Source organism: Comamonas resistens, from assembly GCF_030064165.1.
Taxonomy (GTDB): Bacteria; Pseudomonadota; Gammaproteobacteria; order Burkholderiales; family Burkholderiaceae_C; genus Comamonas; species Comamonas resistens.
The window spans coordinates 2,492,321-2,510,727 of the sequence record NZ_CP125947.1 but is presented as its reverse complement, the minus strand read 5'-3'; the positions used below and the strand labels follow the sequence as shown (position 1 = coordinate 2,510,727).

At 61.4% G+C, this 18,407-nt stretch carries 17 protein-coding genes; 9 read left to right on the top strand and 8 right to left on the bottom strand.

Features of this window, described 5'->3' with window-relative positions; all coding sequences use genetic code 11:
• Nucleotides 1-29: 29 nt before the first annotated feature.
• A complete protein-coding gene (locus QMY55_RS11685; protein ID WP_283488756.1) occupies nucleotides 30-1,574 on the bottom strand; it encodes a methyl-accepting chemotaxis protein in 1,545 nt (514 codons plus the stop codon).
• 358 nt (nucleotides 1,575-1,932) lie between these two features.
• Here QMY55_RS11685 and QMY55_RS11680 point away from each other — a divergent pair, with 358 nt between their 5' ends.
• A complete protein-coding gene (locus tag QMY55_RS11680) occupies nucleotides 1,933-2,607 on the top strand; it encodes a hypothetical protein (protein ID WP_283488755.1) in 675 nt (224 codons plus the stop codon).
• A 42-nt stretch (nucleotides 2,608-2,649) separates the two neighbouring features.
• Here QMY55_RS11680 and QMY55_RS11675 read toward each other — a convergent pair whose 3' ends face one another.
• A complete protein-coding gene (locus QMY55_RS11675) occupies nucleotides 2,650-3,444 on the bottom strand; it encodes an aldo/keto reductase (RefSeq protein WP_283488754.1) in 795 nt (264 codons plus the stop codon).
• Nucleotides 3,445-3,710: 266 nt separating this feature from the next.
• Here QMY55_RS11675 and QMY55_RS11670 point away from each other — a divergent pair, with 266 nt between their 5' ends.
• The 3 genes from QMY55_RS11670 (at nucleotide 3,711) to QMY55_RS11660 (ending at nucleotide 6,043) form a co-directional block, all read left to right on the top strand.
• Complete coding sequence (locus tag QMY55_RS11670; protein WP_283488753.1) at nucleotides 3,711-4,562, top strand: DUF2167 domain-containing protein; 852 nt, start codon at nucleotides 3,711-3,713, stop codon at nucleotides 4,560-4,562.
• Nucleotides 4,563-4,685: 123 nt separating this feature from the next.
• Nucleotides 4,686-5,459 (top strand): hypothetical protein, encoded by a 774-nt coding sequence (locus QMY55_RS11665; RefSeq protein WP_283488752.1) that lies wholly within the window; start codon nucleotides 4,686-4,688, stop codon nucleotides 5,457-5,459.
• A 251-nt stretch (nucleotides 5,460-5,710) separates the two neighbouring features.
• Complete coding sequence (locus tag QMY55_RS11660) at nucleotides 5,711-6,043, top strand: DUF2322 family protein (protein WP_283488751.1); 333 nt, start codon at nucleotides 5,711-5,713, stop codon at nucleotides 6,041-6,043.
• 53 nt (nucleotides 6,044-6,096) lie between these two features.
• Here the strand turns inward: QMY55_RS11660 and QMY55_RS11655 are convergent, their stop codons facing one another.
• Entirely contained in the window at nucleotides 6,097-7,218 is a 1,122-nt protein-coding gene (locus QMY55_RS11655; RefSeq protein ID WP_283488750.1) for a YbdK family carboxylate-amine ligase, read from the bottom strand.
• Complete coding sequence (locus QMY55_RS11650) at nucleotides 7,208-8,464, bottom strand: cation:proton antiporter (RefSeq protein WP_283488749.1); 1,257 nt, start codon at nucleotides 8,462-8,464, stop codon at nucleotides 7,208-7,210. Before QMY55_RS11650 ends, QMY55_RS11655 begins: the two co-directional genes overlap by 11 nt.
• Before the next feature lie 270 nt (nucleotides 8,465-8,734).
• Between QMY55_RS11650 and QMY55_RS11645 the strand changes: the two genes are divergently transcribed.
• Complete coding sequence (locus tag QMY55_RS11645) at nucleotides 8,735-8,971, top strand: hypothetical protein (RefSeq protein WP_283488748.1); 237 nt, start codon at nucleotides 8,735-8,737, stop codon at nucleotides 8,969-8,971.
• A 4-nt stretch (nucleotides 8,972-8,975) separates the two neighbouring features.
• Here the strand turns inward: QMY55_RS11645 and QMY55_RS11640 are convergent, their stop codons facing one another.
• Together QMY55_RS11640 and QMY55_RS11635 are read right to left on the bottom strand one after the other, a co-directional pair.
• The gene (locus QMY55_RS11640) at nucleotides 8,976-10,151 is read right to left on the bottom strand and encodes a M20 aminoacylase family protein (RefSeq protein ID WP_283488747.1); all 1,176 of its coding nucleotides are present in this window, start codon (nucleotides 10,149-10,151) and stop codon (nucleotides 8,976-8,978) included.
• 15 nt (nucleotides 10,152-10,166) lie between these two features.
• Nucleotides 10,167-11,519: a DUF3100 domain-containing protein gene (locus tag QMY55_RS11635; RefSeq protein WP_283488746.1), complete on the bottom strand. Its 1,353-nt coding sequence runs from the start codon at nucleotides 11,517-11,519 to the stop codon at nucleotides 10,167-10,169.
• Between the two features lie 201 nt (nucleotides 11,520-11,720).
• Between QMY55_RS11635 and QMY55_RS11630 the strand changes: the two genes are divergently transcribed.
• The 4 genes from QMY55_RS11630 to QMY55_RS11615 all read left to right on the top strand — a co-directional run bounded on the left by QMY55_RS11630 (nucleotide 11,721) and on the right by QMY55_RS11615 (nucleotide 16,639).
• Nucleotides 11,721-12,641, top strand: a complete 921-nt coding sequence (locus tag QMY55_RS11630) for a LysR family transcriptional regulator (protein WP_283488745.1) — start codon at nucleotides 11,721-11,723, stop codon at nucleotides 12,639-12,641.
• 321 nt (nucleotides 12,642-12,962) lie between these two features.
• Nucleotides 12,963-13,604: a VOC family protein gene (locus QMY55_RS11625; protein WP_283488744.1), complete on the top strand. Its 642-nt coding sequence runs from the start codon at nucleotides 12,963-12,965 to the stop codon at nucleotides 13,602-13,604.
• 114 nt (nucleotides 13,605-13,718) lie between these two features.
• Nucleotides 13,719-14,786, top strand: coding sequence for an AAA family ATPase (locus QMY55_RS11620; RefSeq protein WP_283488743.1), 1,068 nt, complete (start codon nucleotides 13,719-13,721; stop codon nucleotides 14,784-14,786).
• Nucleotides 14,786-16,639, top strand: coding sequence for a vWA domain-containing protein (locus QMY55_RS11615; RefSeq protein ID WP_283488742.1), 1,854 nt, complete (start codon nucleotides 14,786-14,788; stop codon nucleotides 16,637-16,639). Before QMY55_RS11620 ends, QMY55_RS11615 begins: the two co-directional genes overlap by 1 nt.
• A gap of 9 nt (nucleotides 16,640-16,648) precedes the next feature.
• Here QMY55_RS11615 and QMY55_RS11610 read toward each other — a convergent pair whose 3' ends face one another.
• Nucleotides 16,649-17,050 carry a DUF4440 domain-containing protein gene (locus QMY55_RS11610; RefSeq protein ID WP_283488741.1) on the bottom strand — a complete coding sequence of 134 codons (402 nt, stop codon included), beginning with the start codon at nucleotides 17,048-17,050 and terminating at the stop codon, nucleotides 16,649-16,651.
• Nucleotides 17,047-18,405, bottom strand: a complete 1,359-nt coding sequence (locus QMY55_RS11605; RefSeq protein ID WP_283488740.1) for an MFS transporter — start codon at nucleotides 18,403-18,405, stop codon at nucleotides 17,047-17,049. The genes QMY55_RS11610 and QMY55_RS11605 overlap by 4 nt, the downstream gene beginning before the upstream one ends.
• Nucleotides 18,406-18,407: the final 2 nt, after the last annotated feature.

Sequence of the window (18,407 nt, the reverse complement as noted above, 5' to 3'; positions counted from 1 at the left end):
GATGGGAATGGCAGCGAAACTACCGGTTTTTAGCGAAACACGCCTATCGCTTCGACCAGATTTTTCACCTGCCACTGCAGACTGCTGGAGGCCGCCGTGCCCTGGGTCACCAACTGGGCATTCTGCTGGGTCAGATGGTCCATATCAGCAACAGACTTTCCGACCTGGGTGATTTCCTCGCTTTGCTCACGCGTGGCCTTGCTGATCTCTGCAATAAAGCTGGCGACTCTCTGGGCCTGGGAGACGATCTCGCCAATGTTCATCCCCGCATCATTGACCACACGCGAACCTGACTCGATATTGGCGGTACTGGCCTGAATCAGCGTCTTGATTTCCTTGGCCGCATCGGCACTGCGCTGGGCCAGCGCTCTCACCTCTGCCGCCACCACGGCAAAGCCGCGGCCATTCTCTCCGGCACGGGCCGCCTCCACCGCGGCATTCAGCGCCAGCAGATTGGTCTGAAAAGCAATGCTGTCGATCACGCCCACAATGTCTGCAATGCGATGGGAATTGGCTGTGATCGATGCCATGGTCGAGACAATCTGCTCCATGGACTGGCCGCCGCGCAAGGCGGCCGCACTTGCCTCGCTGGCCAGCTCACCGGCTTTCTGCGCAGTGTCTGCACTGGACTGAACACGCGCCGTGATCTGCTCCATGGATGCCGAGGTCTGTGCCACATTCACTGCCAGCTGTTCGGTCTGCCCATGCAAATAGGCATTGCCTTGCTCAATCTCGTCGCAGGCGTTCTGGACGTTGAGCGCCTGCTGATTGACGTCATCCACGAGCCAACGAAACATCAGCCCCATCTGATTGACGGTACGCAGCGTCGTACCGATTTCATCGCTGCGCTGCAGAGACTCCGTCTGGCGGTTATTACCTGTGGCCACATTGAGCGACTGACGCTTGAGCAACTCCAGCGGGGTGGCAAACTGGGCCTCCAGCAGTGCGGTCATGATCACCAGCGCGATACTGATGAAGCCCGCCCCCCATAGAAACTGAGCCTGGTCTTGCGTCAAGAGCCAGGCGCCTATCAGCAGCACCGCCCACAGTGCCAACGAATTGAGGCGAATGCGCCTGCGCACGCCCATATGGCGCCAGAAGGACAGCAGCTTGCCCAGCCCTTTGCTGGAGACAATGCCTTTGTGCAGATCCGGTCCGCTCTCGCCTTTCTCGCTCATCGTTGCGTAGAGCTTTTGTGCGGCTTCGATTTCCTGACGCTCGGGCCGCGTGCGCACGGACATAAAGCCCTTTGTGACGTCGCCCCGGATGATGGGAATCGCATTGGCGCGAACCCAGTAGTGGTCGCCATTCTTGCGGCGGTTCTTGACCAGGGCGCTCCAGGGCTCGCCGCTTTTCAGCGTGGCCCACATATCGGCGAATGCCGCCGGCGGCATGTCCGGATGGCGGACCACGTTATGGGTTTGACCGAGGATTTCCTCCGGCTCAAAACCGCTGACCTCCATAAAGGCCTGATTGGCATATTTGATGTAGCTCTGCGTGTCCGTGGTGGACATCAAGGTTGCCTGCTCATCAAAGCCATACTCGCGCTGGGTGACAGGTGCGTTAACTCTCATGGAAAGCCCCTACGGTCAAGGTTCAACAAAACGAGATGCGGCACAAGCCTGTGCCTCTACCTGAGCGGGTCCAGACCCTTACCGGTGTAACCACAGCATTCTATTTGATTCAATTATTTACACATTCCTTGTCCTGGATCCAATCCTCATTCACGATCTTTTGGCTGTGTCTGAAAGATGCATCGAATCAGATCTGATCGAAAGAATCATATTGATACATATCCATCAATTTGATATAGGCAATCCGGTCGCACAAAGACGGGGCTTCGACACATGAAAGTCAAACGGCCGAGGGCAGCACAATAGAGCTGTCTTTCCCTGCTGCCTTTGCCCCTCTACCCTGTCCCGAAAGCTCCGTATGCGCACCTCTCTGGATTTCAGCTCCTGGTCATCCGTGCTCTCCACCGTGCTGGGCCTGTTGCTGGTGACCTGCCTGATGATGGGAATTCGTCTGCTGTTCATGCAGACCGTGCAAAAGCACCGTGAACGTGAGAACCGGCAGATCAACGAGCGGCTCAAGTCATTGATTGCGGCTTACAAAACGCTGGGCGGCTCGTTCACGGGCACGCTCAGCGTCAGCCCCATGCACCTGCGCGATCTCAGGCAGGCCGAGGCCGAGACAGAGGAAGGCAGCGCCAACATCAATGAAGGCCTGGCAGAGCGCCGCCGCCGCATTCGTGATGCGGTAGAGGCCGCCTTGTCCGACATTATTTTGCTGGGGACGGAGGAACAGGTGGCCCTGGCGGCCAAGGCCGCGCAGGACATGGTCGAGGGCCGGCCCATTGAAACCAGTGCCCTCGTGACTTCGCTGCGCAGCTTTATTCGTGAAGCACTGGATCTGGAGCCGATTCCAGGCAAGGTCCCCATTCCAGCCCAAGGCCCGGCCCGACCCGCAGCCGGTGGCGGCACGGGCCGCCGCAGCACCGAAGGCGGAGCGAGCGGCAGCCGCAGAGGATCGGGCGCAGGCGCTGGTGGCGAGGGAATGGGAATGGGTGGCGGTCTGGGCCGAGGTCGCCACGAGGACTCCCTCTAACCGGCAAGGACGAGCTGCTGTTTTCGTCCAGACTCCGAAAACTTACAGAATATCCAGCGGCTGCTTGTAGCGCGGTGCAGGCCAGGCTGCATCGATGTCAGCCAGATCCTGCTGAGTCAGCTTGAGCCGCAAGGCGCTGGCGTTGTCTTGCACATGCTTTGCCGAACCGCTCTCGGGAATCGCCAGCACCTGACCACTGCGCATGGCCCAGGCCAGAGCAACGGCCGTGCCACTGACGCCATGACGGTCGCCGATTTCCTGCAGCAGAGGCTCGCCAATCAGCTCGCCGTGCCCCAGCGGACAGTAAGCCATAACCGCCACGCCATGCTCGGCGCACCAGGGCAGAAGCTCGTATTCGATGCCACGGCTTGAGATGTTGTAGAGCACCTGGTTGACCACGCAGTTGCGGCCCTGCGGCACCTGCCACAGCTCCTGCATATCGTCGGTATCGAAGTTGGACACGCCCCAATGGCGAATTTTGCCTTGGGCTTTCAGCTCTTCAAAAGCGGCCACGGTCTCGGCCAGCGGCGTATGGCCGCGCCAGTGCAGCAAGTACAGATCAATGCAATCCACCCCCAGGCGCTGACGGCTTTGCTCGAAAGCACGCAGCACGCCCTTGCGGCTGGCGTTCATGGGCAGCACCTTGCTGACCAGAAAAGGCTGAGGCTGCAGCGAAGGCCAGTCCCTCAAGGCATCGCCAATCAGCTCCTCGGACAGGCCGTCGCCATACATCTCGGCCGTGTCTATCACGGTCATGCCCTGTTGCAGCCCGGTCAGCAAGGCGGACTTCTCATCCTCCCAGCTGCGTCGTCCCTGGCCCAGATGCCAGCTGCCCATGCCCAAATTTGCATGTTGCTGCAAAAAAGACAATGTATTCTGTGCGTTGCTCAAGCTCATGGAAAACCCTTTAAAAAAGCGCTGATCGCCACATCCTACAAGCGCTGACAGCTATCAATCTTTCTGTTTTGGTCCGCTCAGTTTCAGCCAGGCGCTGTGCCGCAGCCGACACACAGGAGCCCGTCAATCACATGCCTATGTAAAACTGTCCTCGGTTTTTGCAAAACGACTTTCCTCAATCAATTCATAACACGGGAGTTCAATTTATGTTCAAGTCCATCGCCGCAGCCGTGCTCGGCCTGTCGCTATCCCTGGGCCTGTGGGCCCAAACCCCGGAGGCCCAGCAGGAACTGCCAGCGCAAATCAAGGCCCTCAACTGGCAGGAAACGGGCAAGGGCGAGATCGCCGGCAAGGCCAGCATTCAGATCCCCTCAGGCTATGCGTTTCTGAGTCAATCCGATACCTCCAAGCTGCTGCAGGCCTTTGGCAACCCTCCGACCAGCGACCACTTTCTGATTGCCCCCAAGTCGCTGGACTGGTTTGCCGTCTTCTCCTATGAGGAAACCGGCTATGTCAAGGACGATGAAAAAATCGACGCCAACGATTTGCTCAAATCCATGCAGGCCAGCGACAAGGCCGGCAACGAAGAGCGCAAGAAACTGGGCCTGGAAGCGCTGTACACCGACGGCTGGCAAGTCCCTCCTCACTACGACACCGCAACCAAGCGCCTGGAATGGGGCCTGCGTCTGCGCGATGAAGCCGGCCAGAAGAATGTGAACTACACCTCCCGTATCCTGGGCCGCGGCGGCGTGATGACCGCCACTCTGGTCTCGGACACCGAATCCCTGGGCCAGAATACGGACGCATTCAAAAAGGTCCTGACCGGCTTCAATTACAACAGCGGCCAGACCTACGCCGAGTTCAAGAATGGCGACAAGGTCGCTGCCATCGGCCTGGGCGCACTGGTGCTGGGCGGTGCCGCTGCCGTGGCCACCAAGAAGGGGCTGTGGGGCGTCATTGCCGGAGCGCTGGCCGCCGGCTGGAAGCTCATCGCCGCCGCTGCCGTGGCTGTGTTCGCAGGCCTGGGCAAGCTGTTTGGCCGCAAGAAGACTTCCTGAGCAGCCATGAGCATCTCTGAATGACGGCCGGGCGGCCGCTCATTCCAGCTGTCTCTCCATAACGGCCCCGCGCATCGCTAAGATCGCGGGGTTTGTCATTTCAGGCCGAAAGCAGCTTCCACTTTGTATTTCTCCATCAGCATCCAGGTGCAGATCGTTCTGGCCATCTGCCTGTTCTATCTGTATGACGCAGCCCTGCTGCTCAAACCCGAAGAAGGTCTGCTGCGTCCCAAGCGTCGCGGCTGGGCGGGCATGCTGGCCAACCGGGGCTTCGAGCTGCGCCAGAACTGGCTGTTGTGGCCGCCCATCCTGCTGCCGCATCAGCCGCTGTACAGGCTGCACTGGGATGCAACCCGGATCGAGCTGTCGGAAAGCGCGCCCCTGAGCACGCCCCTCGATACGCATGCAGCCAGCTTCAAGGTCTTTGCGCTGCCGCTGTATCTGCTGGCGGCGCTACTGTTTATCGCCCTACCGCTTTCGCTGCTAGTGCTGCATTCGGAGCTGGCCCAGCTCGCAAGCCTGGGCTTGATCTATCTGTGCACCGCAGGCCTTGGCCTGCTGACGCTGCGCCACGGCCGGCTAGGCCACAGCCCGCGCGCCCTGGCGCGCTCTACGGCAATGCAGATCCTGCTGTGCCCGCCCTTTGCCCTGAATGTGGTGCGCAAGCTCTCGCTGGCCCATGCCGCTCAAGGCGACCTGCTGCAAAATGCCCTGGCACTGATGAGTCCACCTCAATGGCAGCATTTCTCGGAGCAGGTGCAGACCAGCATGCAGCGCGAAATGCAGGAGATTGCCGAGCTGCCCGAGTACGCCGTGCATCTGACCCGGATGCAGGCGGCACTGAAAAACCTGCAGCAGTACAGCTCGCCGCTTGAAGCACAAGCAGCAGAAGCCTGAGTGGCGCGAAATCGAAGAAAAATGCCAGCCTGGTTGGAAGCAAAAACAAAGCAGCGGCTCCTGCGCAATATTTCCGCCCCAAAATAGTCACGACTTACGCAAATAAGGTTCAGGCAAGATGTTTGCCCTATGGGCATGTTCCTTGTGCATCCGCCACGGCGGCCCGGCTTGTTTGCATAAGTCCTAATAGCAAGCCTCAGCTTTCAATCACCATCGCAACCGTGATGCCCTCGCCGCATCACCCACACACCATGGCCTTTGCAGACAATCTCCAGCAACTTCCTTCCATCGCCCATATCGCCGAGCTGCAGCTTTTCGACGATCAGGGACAACTGGCCGCAACGATTCCCAATGCGCCAGGCAAGATTGGCTCCTTGACCCTCTATCACGCGCTGTATGCAAAGCATGGCCGTATCGATGCAAAAGCCGCCGAAGAAGGGCTTGTGCTGTTTGCCGAACACACGGCGGATGCCAAGACCCACCCTGGCTCTCACCCCAATATCGACCGTCTGCTGGAGGTCATCGCGAGCGGCCAAGGCTATACAGTGACGATCGTTGCCAAGCCGGAGACCTCCGCCTCCTGATCAAAACCATAGCTGCCAGCGCTTGATGAAAAAGGGCTGGCGGCCGGTTTGAATCATGCTCTTGCGCCAAAACGCAGCGCGGCCTGGCGCACAACCTCGGGCAGTTGCTGCACCTCGCCATAGCGCGCGCGCAACCAGCTGGCATCGTTGCCCTCTTCGCTTTTCAACAGCCGCGCCAGTTGCTGCAAGGCCTCCTTGCCTTCTGGCCCTGCATGCGGCATGACCTGGGCCAGGGTCTGCTCTATATGGCTGCGCAGCGAAAATGCTTCACTGCTGGCCGGATCCACATAGCTGCCATCCAGCCCAAAACGGCAGGCCTGAAAACGGTTGTAGGTATAGACCAGATAGTCGTCCTCCCGGGGCTCGAACGGGCGGTCATTGAGGAACCAGGCACCCAGCGCCTGCACATAGGCGGCCAGTTGCGCGGCGCGCTCTATGGACAGCGGCGTGTCGAAGACCCGCACTTCCACCGTGCCAAATTCGGGCTTGGGCCTGATATCCCAGTAAAAGTCCTTCATGCTGTGGATCACGCCCGTGGCTGCCATCTTGTCGAAGTAGCGCTCGAAGTCTTCCCAGTGCAGCGCAAACGGCGCACGGCCCGAGAGTGGAAAGGCAAATACCGAATTCAGGCGGGCCGAGTCAAAGGCCGTGTCCTGCCCCTGCACAAAGGGGCTGGAGGCCGACAGCGCGATGAAATGCGGGATATAGCGCGACAGCCGGTGCAGCATCAGCAGCGCGGCATCCGCGTCGGGGCAACCGATATGTACATGCTGGCCAAAAATGGTGAACTGCTTGGTCAGATAGCCGTACAGCGCCGTCAACTCCTTGAAACGCGGCTTGTCATAGATGCGCTGCTGGTGCCATTGCTGAAACGGGTGAGTGCCACCGCCGGCCACCGCGATATTGAGCCGGTCCGCCGCCTTGACCAGTGCGTCGCGCGTCAGCGCCAGTTGCCGCCAGGCGTCCTGTGCATCCTGGCAGATACCGGTCGAGATCTCGATCATGCTGGCCGTGACTTCGGGCACGATGGCCCCGGGTACGGCGACATTCTTCAGCAGCGCCAGCATATCGGGCGCATAAGGCGTCATATCGTAGTCATGGGTGCTGAGCAGTTGCAGCTCCAGCTCCACGCCCAGCGTCAAAGCCGCCGACGGTTGGAATGCTTCAAGTGTCATGGCGCTTCTCCCCTCTGAGCAAAGCGGCGCGGCCAATGCCGCGATGGGCATCGCCGCAGCGCCACAACGCGGTCGATGCCAGCAAGACTCCCAGGAGCTCGCACACCACAATCATGGGCAACGCAATCGATGCCAGTTGCAAAGCGCTGGCGGCATGTACACCTCCCCAGCGCAAGGCCAGTGCAGACACCACCAGCAGCGCCACACCCGACAGCGGCAGCTGGCCGCAAGCTACGGGCCACTGCCTGCGCCAGCCAATGCCCGTGCCATGGCCCAGCAGCAAGATCATGCCGAATTTAGCGATACCCCTTGCCAATATTACGCTAGCCACTATGGAAACCAGAGCAAAAGAGAACGTGACCTGCGACACCATACTGGCCACCAGCACAAACATCAGAAGGTTGAGCATGGTGTTGACCGACTGAAATGCCATCGGCCACAGCAAAGGCATGGCGCTGAGATTGCGCAGCAGCAGCCCCGTCGCAACAAATGCCAACGCGGCAGAACCGCCAAAGCGGGCGGCCAGCAGGCAAGTGGCCATCAGCGCCGCCAGCAGATAAAGGGCGGCCGAGTCGCTGCGCGAAGAACGCCAGCGCAGCACCGGCCAGAACGAGGCCGTCAGCAACACCGCCCACAGCACGCTCAGCAGCAAACTACGTACCCAGGGAATCAGTCCCGCTGCAGAAAACCGCAGACCGCCTTGCGCATCCGGCGTGAACAGCTGCATCAGCACCAGTGCGGCAAGTAGCGCCAGTGAGGTGCTCAGCGTCGCCAGCAGCAGGCTGCGATCCGTCACTGCACCGCGCGCATTCAGATCGTTGGCAATGCGCAGCAGCACGGCGGGCGATGCGGCCATGGCCACCACGCCTACAGCGACCGACACCGTCCAGCTACAGTCCAGCGCCAACAAGACGGCCGTGGTCAGACCCAGCGCCGCCAGCGACTCCCCCAGGCTTTGCAACAGCAGCCAGGGCTGGCGCCGCAACCAGTGCAGCGATACCTGGGATGCCGCCAGCATCATGCTGGTGCCCACGGCCAGCTCCAGCATCAGCACCGTGCCGCCCTGCAGCGGCCAGGGCAGATCTGTCCAGCCCATGAACTGGCTAACCCAGCCGGCAGTAAGCCCTGCCACCGTATAGCCCAGAATGCGCGGGAAACCTGAAATCCGGTGCACCAGGTGACCCAGCAAGGCCGCGGCCGAAACCAGCACACACCAGTTCAGAATCGTTTGCGATGCAGGCAACATCGACGCCCTTTCCTGTCTCGATGCCGGGCGAAAACGTAAAGCCATGGCCCAGCTTGCAGCAGGCTGTGTTGCGACAGTGGCATGCGCCACAAGAAGATGGGCCCGCAGACAGCGCAATCTGCGCATTGAACGTCGGCGTCTGAATACCCGGTGCAACACCTGCGATCGGTGGTCGGCCCATGTATCACGCTGTAGTCATGGCCGCCGCCCCATGCACGCAACAAGCAGGTTCACTGCCGGAAGCGCTGTTGACATCATAGGACCGGGAGCTTGCCCATCCCCGCCGAACGCTGGCAGAAGTCTGGCAGATTGAAAGCTCCGGGATTCATAGCGAAAGAAATCTGCCCGTTCAGCAGCCGCCTGGGTCAAAACACAATTAGTTTCAAAACCAATGCAAACCCATACCAGTACTGCGTTTACAGCTATCAACAGATGAGTTCCCAAGATAGCGAATACAAAAAAATGCCGGGCATGAACCCGGCATTCGTCGTCAAACATATCGCCTGAAGCTTCAGCTTGGCAGCCTGCCATCGCGCAGCAGCGCCCCGACCAGCTCCACCCAGTAACGCACGCCCAGCGGCAGATTGGCGTCGTTGAAGTCGTACTTGGGGTTGTGCAGCGAAGCGCTGTCTTCGCCATTGCCCAGCCAGATATAGACACCGGGGCATTGCTGGGCCATGAAGGAAAAGTCTTCCGAGGCCATGCTGGGCTTGAGGTCGCGCTGCACCTTGCCCTCGCCCAGCACCTGGCTCAACACCTCGGCACAGACTTCGGCGTGCTGGGGATCGTTGATGGTGGCCGGGTAGCTGACGCGGTAGTCCAGATGAGACTCCAGGCCGTGCAACATGCAGGTGGCGTTAATGGCGTCGCGCAGACGCTGCTCGATCCTGGCACGCTGCGCCATGTCAAAGCAGCGCACAGTGCCGCGCAGCTTGACCTGCTCGGGCAGCACGTTGTAGGTATCGCCTGCGTTGAAGCTGGTGATGCTGAGCACGGCAGGCTTGTGCACCTCCTGCTCCCGCGCGATCAGCGCGGGCAACTGGGTCACCAGTTGGCAGGCAGCCAGCAGAGTGTCCTTGCCCAGATGCGGCATGGCGCCATGGCAGCCCTTGCCGCTGAGTGTCAGATCGAAGATATCGAAAGCCGCCATCACCGCCGTGCCGTGCACCGCTGCCGTGCCTACGGGCAGGCCGGGCCAGTTGTGCATGCTGTAGACGGCATCCATGGGAAAGCGCTCGAACAGACCGTCCTCGATCATGGCGCGTGCGCCGCCTTCGTTTTCTTCGGCGGGCTGGAAGATGAAATGCACCGTGCCCTTGAAATCGGGGTGGGCGGCCAGCGTCTTGGCCGCGCCCAGCAGCATGCTGGTATGGCCGTCGTGACCGCAGGCGTGCATGCGCCCGGCATTCTGCGATGCATGCTCGCAGGTGTTGAGCTCGGTCACATGCAGCGCGTCCATATCGGCGCGCAGCCCGATGCTGGGGCCTTCGCCCATATTGCCCTTGAGCACGGCAACCACGCCGGTGCCGGCCAGGCCGGTGTGAACCTCCAGGCCAAAGCTGCTCAGCAACTCCACCACGCGGGCGCTGGTGCGGTGTTCCTGAAACGCGGTTTCGGGGTGGCGGTGAAAATCATGGCGCCAGGCTTGCAGCTCTTGCTGGCCCGGCCATTGGATGGTGTTCAACATGGAAGGCCGCCCCCATCAAAGAGTGTGAACAAAAGTCTGCGAAATCATGGTCGCCGCCAGAAACACGCCGGCATTGGCCATCAGCGACACCACGACGATGCGCCAGCCCAGGCGGCGGAAAGCGGGGATGTCCTTGGCCAGCGACAGACCGGCAAAGGTCAGCATGGGCGTGATCATGGCCAGGAAGTTGACCTTGCCCGTCAGTGCAGCCACTTCGGCGGCGTAAGGCGTGTGGGGGAAGGTCATGGCCATGGCAATGAACGAAATCCAGCAAACGGCCGGCAGCATGCGTCGCGTGCCCATATAGATCAGGTCGCCGATCAGCACGGCCACAATGATCAGCAGCACGCCGGGCAGCGCTTCCAGCATGGGCACGCCATGACCAATGCGGTTGCCGATCAGCACCATCAGACCCACCCAGACCCAGCACAGCAGGCGCATGGGCAGGCTCAGCACGGGTGGATGAACAAGCTCTTCCGCTTCGGCCTTGGCTGCATCGGCAGTCTTGTCGGCTTGTACGGAGGCCACGGCCTTGCTTGTTCGCCCCAGAATGGGTTCCAGGAAGCGGTAGGCGCGCATGGCCAGGGGCAGCGAGACAAACAGCGTCAGATAGGTGCCCACCGTCAACGCAATCAGATTGGCGGCCGCGGCAAACGTGGCGATCTTGTCGGCCATTTCGGGATGCTGGGCCGCAATCGCACCCACGGCAGCGGCCGTCATCGAGCCCGAACCCACGCCTGCGCCCAGGCCCAGCGCCAGCGGGTGAAAGATATTGAGGCTGGAGACAAAACCGGCCAGCAACGAGATAAAGATCGCGCCCACCAGCGTGCCGGTGATGTATTCGGCCAGCACACCCCGGCCTTCGGGCGAATCCATGCCGAAGCGCTCGCCGATGATGGCCAGGCCAGGTTCGCGCCCGATGGAAAACGTCGCGCCAATGGCTTCGCGCTTGATGCCCAGCAGCAGCGCCACCGGCATGCCCAGGGCCACGCAGCCCACCAGATTACCCAGCTCCTGCAATGCCAGACCGCCGCCCACCTCGGCCAGTTGCGGCAGCGAACCGCCCACCAGCAGGCCCAGCTTGGCAATGAAGAGGAACAGGGCGAACGAGAGAACGGCAGCGGCCAGATGCTGGCTGTGCAAGCTGAGCTTGAGCGGCGCTGGCATGCGCTTGGCGCACAGGCCCAGCACCAGACCGATGAGCAGCGCCCAGATCATGGGCAGAAGCACCACCTTGCCCACCCCCAGCTCAATGGGCAAAGGGCCCAGCCATTCGGACAAGGCCGAAATCACCAGCGCCAGCGCAAAAATCTGCAGCATGTTGCGCATCTCCAGCCCCGGTGTAGCGGGCCGCATCTCTGTACTCATGGACATCCTTTTCATCTCCGCAGCGCACCGCAGAAAAGCATTCACTCCTCAGATGCAAAAGAGCTGGGAAGGGCCTCAGCCATACACCTGATACGGCTGACGAATATATCAATGCGTTTATTTCATGACTTGATGTTTTCTGTTCTAAAAAAGTGCACACTTCAGAGACAAAATCGCGCTTCAGCTTGAATACTTCTTTCCATGTCTGCCTACCAGGACTCCCGCGCCCACTATCTCTATGAAGCCGTCAGCTGCGGCTCGGTGCGGGCAGCCGCAGAGAAGCTGGGCATCGTGCCTTCGGCCGTCAGCCGCCAGATCACCCTGCTCGAAGAATCCCTGGGCGTGGCCCTGCTGGAGCGCCACCGCAGCGGCGTGGTGCCCACCCAGGCAGGCCAGCTCATCCTCGACTACTACCGCCAACATATCGCTCACCGCCATGACATGCTGGCCAAGATGGATGCTCTGCGCGGGCTGCACAGCGGCAGCATCAGCGTGGTCAGCGGTGAAGGCTTTGCCCAGGAGCTGATTGACGGGCCGATTCGCCAGTTCCGCCAGCAGCACCCTGGCGTGTCGATTGCGCTGGAAATCTACGGCACCAACGAAATCATGCGCCGCGTGCGCGAGGACGAAGCAGAAATCGGCCTTGTCTACTACCCGCCTGCCGATAGCCATATCACCGCGCGCGGGTCGGCCAGCCAGCCCATGCAGGCCATCATTCACCCTCAACACCCGCTGGCAGGTGCGTCCCAGACTTCGCTGCAGGAGCTGACGCAGTGGCCCATCGCCCTGCTGCAGGGCGTCTACGGCATACGCCAGTTGGTGGAAGCCGCGGAGCAAGCGGACCGGATTCGCCTGTCTCCGGCACTGACCAGCAATCTCATCAGCGTGCTCATCAGCTTTGTCAGCACCGGCCAGGGCCTGACCCTGCTGCCGCGCTGCGCCGTCGTGGCCGAGCTGGCCCAGGGCCGGGTCAAGGCCATTCCCGTCAGCAATCCGGCTTTTGAGCATGCGCAGATGCAGCTCGTCACCCGTACCGGACGCCATCTGTCGCCAGCCGCCAACCGTTTTTTGCAGTATTGCGTACAAGGCATGCAGGCATTTCAGGCGCAGATCAACGCCTGAGTTCAGAACTCGCTGCAGCCGCAGTATTCAGTTTGAATGCTTTTTCACTCAGAGTCTGTATACAAATACAGTTATTCGCAAAATTCAGACCCAAGCGCACTGTTGCAGACAGGAATTTCCTCCAAAACAAGTCATAGCGCTTTACTGCAAAGCGCTAGCCGCTATCAATTTTCATTCCCAAAAAGACTTTACCGGCGACTGAGACATGCCATCTCAATGGTTAAATCAAGATTACTGTACAAATATACAGCTAATCGGGCTGATTGCTTACGATCACGGCGCTTTATCATTCCTGCCCTTGTCAGCCCAGCGAAGTCTGCTATGTTTTTTGGAATCAGCCATCTTGTTGTGCCCGTGACTCAACTGGAACGCAGCTCTGCGCTCTGGTGTGATGTCATGGGCTTTGCCGCCGTGCAGCGCGGTGATGGCTTTGTGGACATCGATACCGGCAGCGCCAGCTTGCGACTGCTGCAGGTGCAGGCCGTTGAAGCGCCCGTGGCACTGCGGCTGCAGGTTGGCGATGTGCTGCAGTCCTATCAAGCATTGCTGACTGCCGGCCTGGCATCACGCTATGCACCCATGAAAACGCCACAGCTTGAAGAAATGGCCTGCGTCACCGATGCGGACGGCCACGCCATCACCCTGTGGCGCGCGCTGACCGAGGACGAATGGGGCTTTGTGCCCGATCTGCCCAAGCAGGGCCAATGGCTGGCCGAAGCCGAAGACCTACTCAAGCGCCTGCTGGCCCATGTACCGGCCCTCTTTCGCATGCTGGCGCGGCGCAAGACCACACGGGTGATCGAGCAGCTGGCCCAGGAAGCACAAAGCCCGGTCACGCGCGAGCTGGTCATCAAGGGCTATATCACCGCATCGGCCAAGATCACGCGCTTTCGCCTGGTCGAGCCGCTGCGTGCCGAAGGCATCAACCCGGCCGATTACCAAGCCGATTTTGATTACGAATAACTGAAGAAATATGGCTCTAACGTCGTTGCATAAAGCGCTGAAAGCTATCAATTCAGTAGTTTTCATCGCCATTGCATCCGCTGTGCCGCGCGCCTGATTTAGACTGCCAGCTGCATGCAAACCAGTCTGGCTCTCACCCCCTCGCAACTGAGCGAATTCCTTCTCAACGTCGCCACCGTACGCCCCGTGTTCATCTGGGGGCCGCCTGGCATCGGCAAATCGGCCCTGGTACAAAACTTCGCGCAAAGCGTGGGGCTGGACTGTGTGTCCCTGCTGGGCAGCCAGCTTGCGCCCGAGGACTTGCTGGGCGTGCCGCAGATCAGCGACGGCGTAACCCGCTTTTGCCCGCCCGCCATGATTGCGCGCGAGCAGCCTTATTGCCTGTTCCTGGACGAGCTCAACGCCTGCAGCCAGGATGTGCAAAAAGCCTTCTACAGTCTGATCCTGGAACGCCGCGTGGGCGAATATGTGATGCCCGAAGGCTCCATCGTGATTGCGGCTGGCAACCGGGCGCAGGATTCCGCGATCGTGCGTACCATGTCCTCGGCGCTGGTCAACCGCATGATTCATGTGCAGCTCAAGGTCAGCGCCAGCGAGTGGCTGCAATGGGCGCAGCAGGCCCAGTTGCATGCTCTGGTGCTCGAATACCTGGCCCAGCGCCCCGACCATCTGTGGAGCCAGCCGCCCAAGCATGAAGAGGCGTTTTCCACGCCGCGCTCCTGGCATATGCTCAGCGACGCCTTGCAGTCCTATGGCGACGATCTGAATCTGCAGACGCTGGAAGCCCTGAGCAGCGGCTGCCTCACGCCCCAGCATGCGGCGCAGTTCAAGGCCTTCTACAAGCTGGCCGACGACCGTCACCGGCTGGACGCCATCTTCAAGGGCGACTCCGGCTGGCCCCATGCCCCGCAGGACCGCGACGTGCTGTATTTCCTGGCCCAGGCCTTCCGCGCGCGTCTGCTCAAGATCCTGCCCGCCGACAAACAGCAAAGCGGCGGCGAGCTGCAGCAGACCGTGCACCGCTCCAAGGCCATGCTCAGGGAGCTGGCCCAGATCAGCCTGGAAATGGCGCAGATCGTCACCGCCGAAAGCGACAGCCAGACCTTGCCCGCCTGGTATATGGTGGAAATCGTGCGCGACCTGCCACGTCTGGTGGAAGCGCGCGAAGCGGCCAAAGCCTGATGGCCAACCCCCCGACGCGAGAAACGCCTGCCACCCAGGCCTATACGCAGGGCCTAGCCTTGCTGCAGGCACATCCCATCTTTACCGAACTCAGCCACAGCCTGGGCTTTGTGCGCAGCGCACATTCGGCCTGTCCGGCCCATGGCTGGGCCCAGGCCAGCCTCAATCACCAGCGCCTTAGCGGCCAGATCGACATCCACCCCAAACGCCTGGCCGCTCCCGAAGAATGGGCCTATTGCCTGGGACGGGCCACGCTGAGCTACGCCCTGGAGCTGTTTCAGCGCGACCGCAGCCACTGGGCCCAATGGAGCGCGGCCTGCGATGTGGTCACGGCGCGCTTTATCCAGACCATCAAGCTGGGACGTCCACCCGAAGGCATGGAATTACCCGACGGACTGCCCCAGCGCGAAGAGGCTCAGTGGTATGCCCAGTTCTGCGAACAAGGCATACCCGCCTGGGCGCAGGCACTGAGCCTGGCCGGCCCCGGCTCAGGTGGCGCTCACCCCAGCCTGGCCCTGCCAGAGCAATGGCCCGAGCCCGAATCCAGCGGCAAGCCGTTGCCGCGCTGGCGCCGGTATAGCAGTTGGTCCGAAATGTTTGCAGCGGGCCTGGCCCGCTCCGTCACCCAGTCCGTGGAAATTGCCGCTGGCGTGCGCCGCGAGTTTGGCCAGAGCCGCCCCGCCAGCAGCGCGCTGGACCGCGCACGCCACTGGTTCATGGACAGCTTTCCACTGCTGGGCAGCATGGTCGCGGCGTTTGACATCATCGAAGACGCCAGCATCTGCGAGCGCGAGGACATTGCCGTCGCCGCGGTCGACGAGATGCTGCGCACCATCTACGTCAATCCCGGCCCGCGCCTATCCGAGCTGGAACTGCGCTTCGTCATCGCCCACGAAGTGCTTCATGTGGCCCTTCGCCATCTGCCACGCCGGCGCGGACGCGAGCCGTTTCTATGGAACGTGGCCTGTGACTTTGTCATCAACGACTGGTTGATTCAGATGAATGTAGGCCAGCCGCCGGGCATAGGCCTGCTCTACGACCCGGAGCTGCGCGGGCTCAGCGCCGAAGAAATCTATGACCGCATCGCTGGCGATCTGCGCCGCATGCGCAAGCTGCGCACCCTGGCCGGTGGCCAGGGCGACATGCTGGAGCGCAATGTAGGCGGCCAGCACAACGCGGGTGACTACACCGACATCGACGAGTTCTGCCGCACCCAGCTGGGCAAAGGCCTGCTGCGCCACGAGCAAAGTGCACGAGGCCTGCTGCCCGCAGGATTGATCGAGGAAATTCGCGCCCTGCTGCAGCCGCCGATTGACTGGCAGGTGGAGCTGGCGCGCTGGTTCGACCACCACTTTCCGCCGATAGAGACGAGGCACAGCTATGCCCGCATCAGCCGCCGCCAAAGTGCCACGCCCGATATTCCCCGCCCGCGCATTCAGGCCGACAGCCGCTGGCTGGAAGGCCGCACGTTTGGCGTGGTGCTGGACACCTCGGGCTCCATGGAGCGCCATGTGCTGGCCAAGGCACTGGGCGCCATCGCCAGCTATGCCGAGGCCAAGGACGTGCCCGCCGTGCGCCTGATCTGCTGCGACGCCGCAGCCTATGACCTCGGTTATCTGCCGACCGCCGACATGGCCCAGCGCATCGCTCTCAAGGGGCGCGGCGGCACCGTGTTGCAGCCCGGTGTGGATCTGCTGCTCCAGGCCGATGACTTTCCCAAGAATGGGCCCATGCTCATCATCACCGACGGCCAGTGCGACCCGCTGCGCGTGCCGCGCGAGCATGCCTATCTGCTGCCTGCGGGCCGCAGGCTGCCGTTTCGCACAGCTGCACCCATCTTTGTGATGGGCTGAGATTCAAGATCAAGCAATAGCTGTCTCGTGCAGCGCATGCCACAGCACGCCGCCAGCTGCGACTTCCAGAATCGCCGTGGAATAGCGCGCATGGCTCGTTCCCGCCAAGGTATGCGTTTCGCGGTAGCGCAGCGCCACATGTGAGCCCCCCTGCCAGATGGTTGTCAGCTCATCCACCGCCATCTGCAAACCGGGCCGGTTGCCAGCAGCGCCCTCAAACATCTGCTGTACCTGGGCAAGCGTCACGATCCGACCGCCCGTGGTGACCATGCTGAAGTGCTCGGCAAATACTGGCATCAGCGCCTTGATAGCGGCCTGGGCGGCATCGCCCTTTTGGGTAAAAACGGTCTGGATCAGCGCATGCACATCGTGAATGCTTTGTGCAGCGGCTTTGAGGTTCTGGTCGTTCATGCCTGGTTCTCTTTCAAGGTGTGCAAACAGGTCAGCGGCAGCAGCCCGGCCAGGGCGGCAACGGCAAAGCTTGCGTGATAGGCCGCCAGCGCGCTGGTATGCGGCTGCAGCAGATTGAAGATCATCAAGAACAGGGCCGCGCCCACGCTGAAGGCCATCTGGCGGTTGATGTTCCAGATCACGCTGGCCTGGGGCAGTTCCGAGCCGTGAAAATCCATCAGCGCCGTGGTTTGCGCGGCATTGGCAGCCAGACCGCCGCCCAGGCCCATCAGGGCATAGGCCAGCACCAGGGTTGGCAGATCGCCCGCGCTGTTCACCGCCATCAGGCAGGCAATACCCAGGCTGTGCAGCAGCAGGCTGACCATAAACAGCGGCCTCGCCCCCACGCGGTTGTAGATGCGGCCGCACAGCAGCATGGCCAGCAGCGCGCCGCCGGCATAGACCAGCATGAACATGCCCGAGCGCTGGGCGCTCAGCGCCAGCAGGTCCTGCAGAAAAAACAGGCTCAGCAGATTGACGCCGGTAAACACGCCGGGCACGGCGTAGTACACGGCCATGGACACCCGCAGGCGTGGGCTGAGCAGCAGGCGCAACTCGACCACAGGGTCTGCCGCTTTGCGCCAGTGGCGCAGATAGAGCACGCTGGCTGCCAGACCCAGCGCAAGACACAGCAGCGCCCCAACCCGGCCACGGCCTGCGCCGTACAGCGACATACCCATAAGCACAGCAGTCAGTGCCATGCCGATCAGCAGCAGTCCGGCCATATCGGGCTTGGCTGCAACCGACGACTCGAATGACTCTGCCGGATCACGCACCCAGCACCATGCCAGCAACGCGGCCACCAGAGCCAACGGAATATTGGCAAAAAACACCCAGCGCCAGGAACTGCTGTCCACAATCAGCCCGCCCAGCAACGGTGACAAAGCCGGTGCAATCAGGGCCACGCCCATGACCAGGGTGGAGATGCGTGCACGCTCCGCCCCCCGAAACAAGGCAAAGGCCATGGCCTGCCCCACGGGAATCAACAGCCCGCCAGCCATGCCCTGCACGAAGCGCCAAACCACCACTGCCGTAAAACTACCCGCCATGCCGCAGGCCGTCACGGCCAGTGCAAACACCAGCATGGAGGCCGCCAGCAGACGCCGCGCGCCCCAGCGGCCGGCCAGCCAGGTGCTGATGGGAATCACCAAGGTCAGGCCCAGGATGTAGGCATTGCCCACCCAGGCGGTGTCCAGGCTGGCTGTCCCGAACTCGGCGGCCAGGCGCGGCAAGGCAACTGCGGGCATGAAGATATTGATGCAGTCGATAAAAAACCCGGTCAAAAACACCAGGGCAATGCGGTAACGGTAGCTCATGT

Coding starts and splice junctions, on each gene's coding strand:
- QMY55_RS11630 (WP_283488745.1), top strand. CDS start 11,721: ATGTCTGCCTACCAGGACTCCCGCGCCCACTATCTCTATGAAGCCGTC.
- QMY55_RS11620 (WP_283488743.1), top strand. CDS start 13,719: ATGCAAACCAGTCTGGCTCTCACCCCCTCGCAACTGAGCGAATTCCTT.
- QMY55_RS11605 (WP_283488740.1), bottom strand. CDS start 18,405: ATGAGCTACCGTTACCGCATTGCCCTGGTGTTTTTGACCGGGTTTTTT.
- QMY55_RS11650 (WP_283488749.1), bottom strand. CDS start 8,464: ATGTTGCCTGCATCGCAAACGATTCTGAACTGGTGTGTGCTGGTTTCG.
- QMY55_RS11635 (WP_283488746.1), bottom strand. CDS start 11,519: ATGAGTACAGAGATGCGGCCCGCTACACCGGGGCTGGAGATGCGCAAC.
- QMY55_RS11685 (WP_283488756.1), bottom strand. CDS start 1,574: ATGAGAGTTAACGCACCTGTCACCCAGCGCGAGTATGGCTTTGATGAG.
- QMY55_RS11610 (WP_283488741.1), bottom strand. CDS start 17,050: ATGAACGACCAGAACCTCAAAGCCGCTGCACAAAGCATTCACGATGTG.
- QMY55_RS11625 (WP_283488744.1), top strand. CDS start 12,963: ATGTTTTTTGGAATCAGCCATCTTGTTGTGCCCGTGACTCAACTGGAA.
- QMY55_RS11660 (WP_283488751.1), top strand. CDS start 5,711: ATGGCCTTTGCAGACAATCTCCAGCAACTTCCTTCCATCGCCCATATC.
- QMY55_RS11615 (WP_283488742.1), top strand. CDS start 14,786: ATGGCCAACCCCCCGACGCGAGAAACGCCTGCCACCCAGGCCTATACG.
- QMY55_RS11655 (WP_283488750.1), bottom strand. CDS start 7,218: ATGACACTTGAAGCATTCCAACCGTCGGCGGCTTTGACGCTGGGCGTG.
- QMY55_RS11680 (WP_283488755.1), top strand. CDS start 1,933: ATGCGCACCTCTCTGGATTTCAGCTCCTGGTCATCCGTGCTCTCCACC.
- QMY55_RS11640 (WP_283488747.1), bottom strand. CDS start 10,151: ATGTTGAACACCATCCAATGGCCGGGCCAGCAAGAGCTGCAAGCCTGG.
- QMY55_RS11670 (WP_283488753.1), top strand. CDS start 3,711: ATGTTCAAGTCCATCGCCGCAGCCGTGCTCGGCCTGTCGCTATCCCTG.
- QMY55_RS11675 (WP_283488754.1), bottom strand. CDS start 3,444: ATGGGCAGCTGGCATCTGGGCCAGGGACGACGCAGCTGGGAGGATGAG.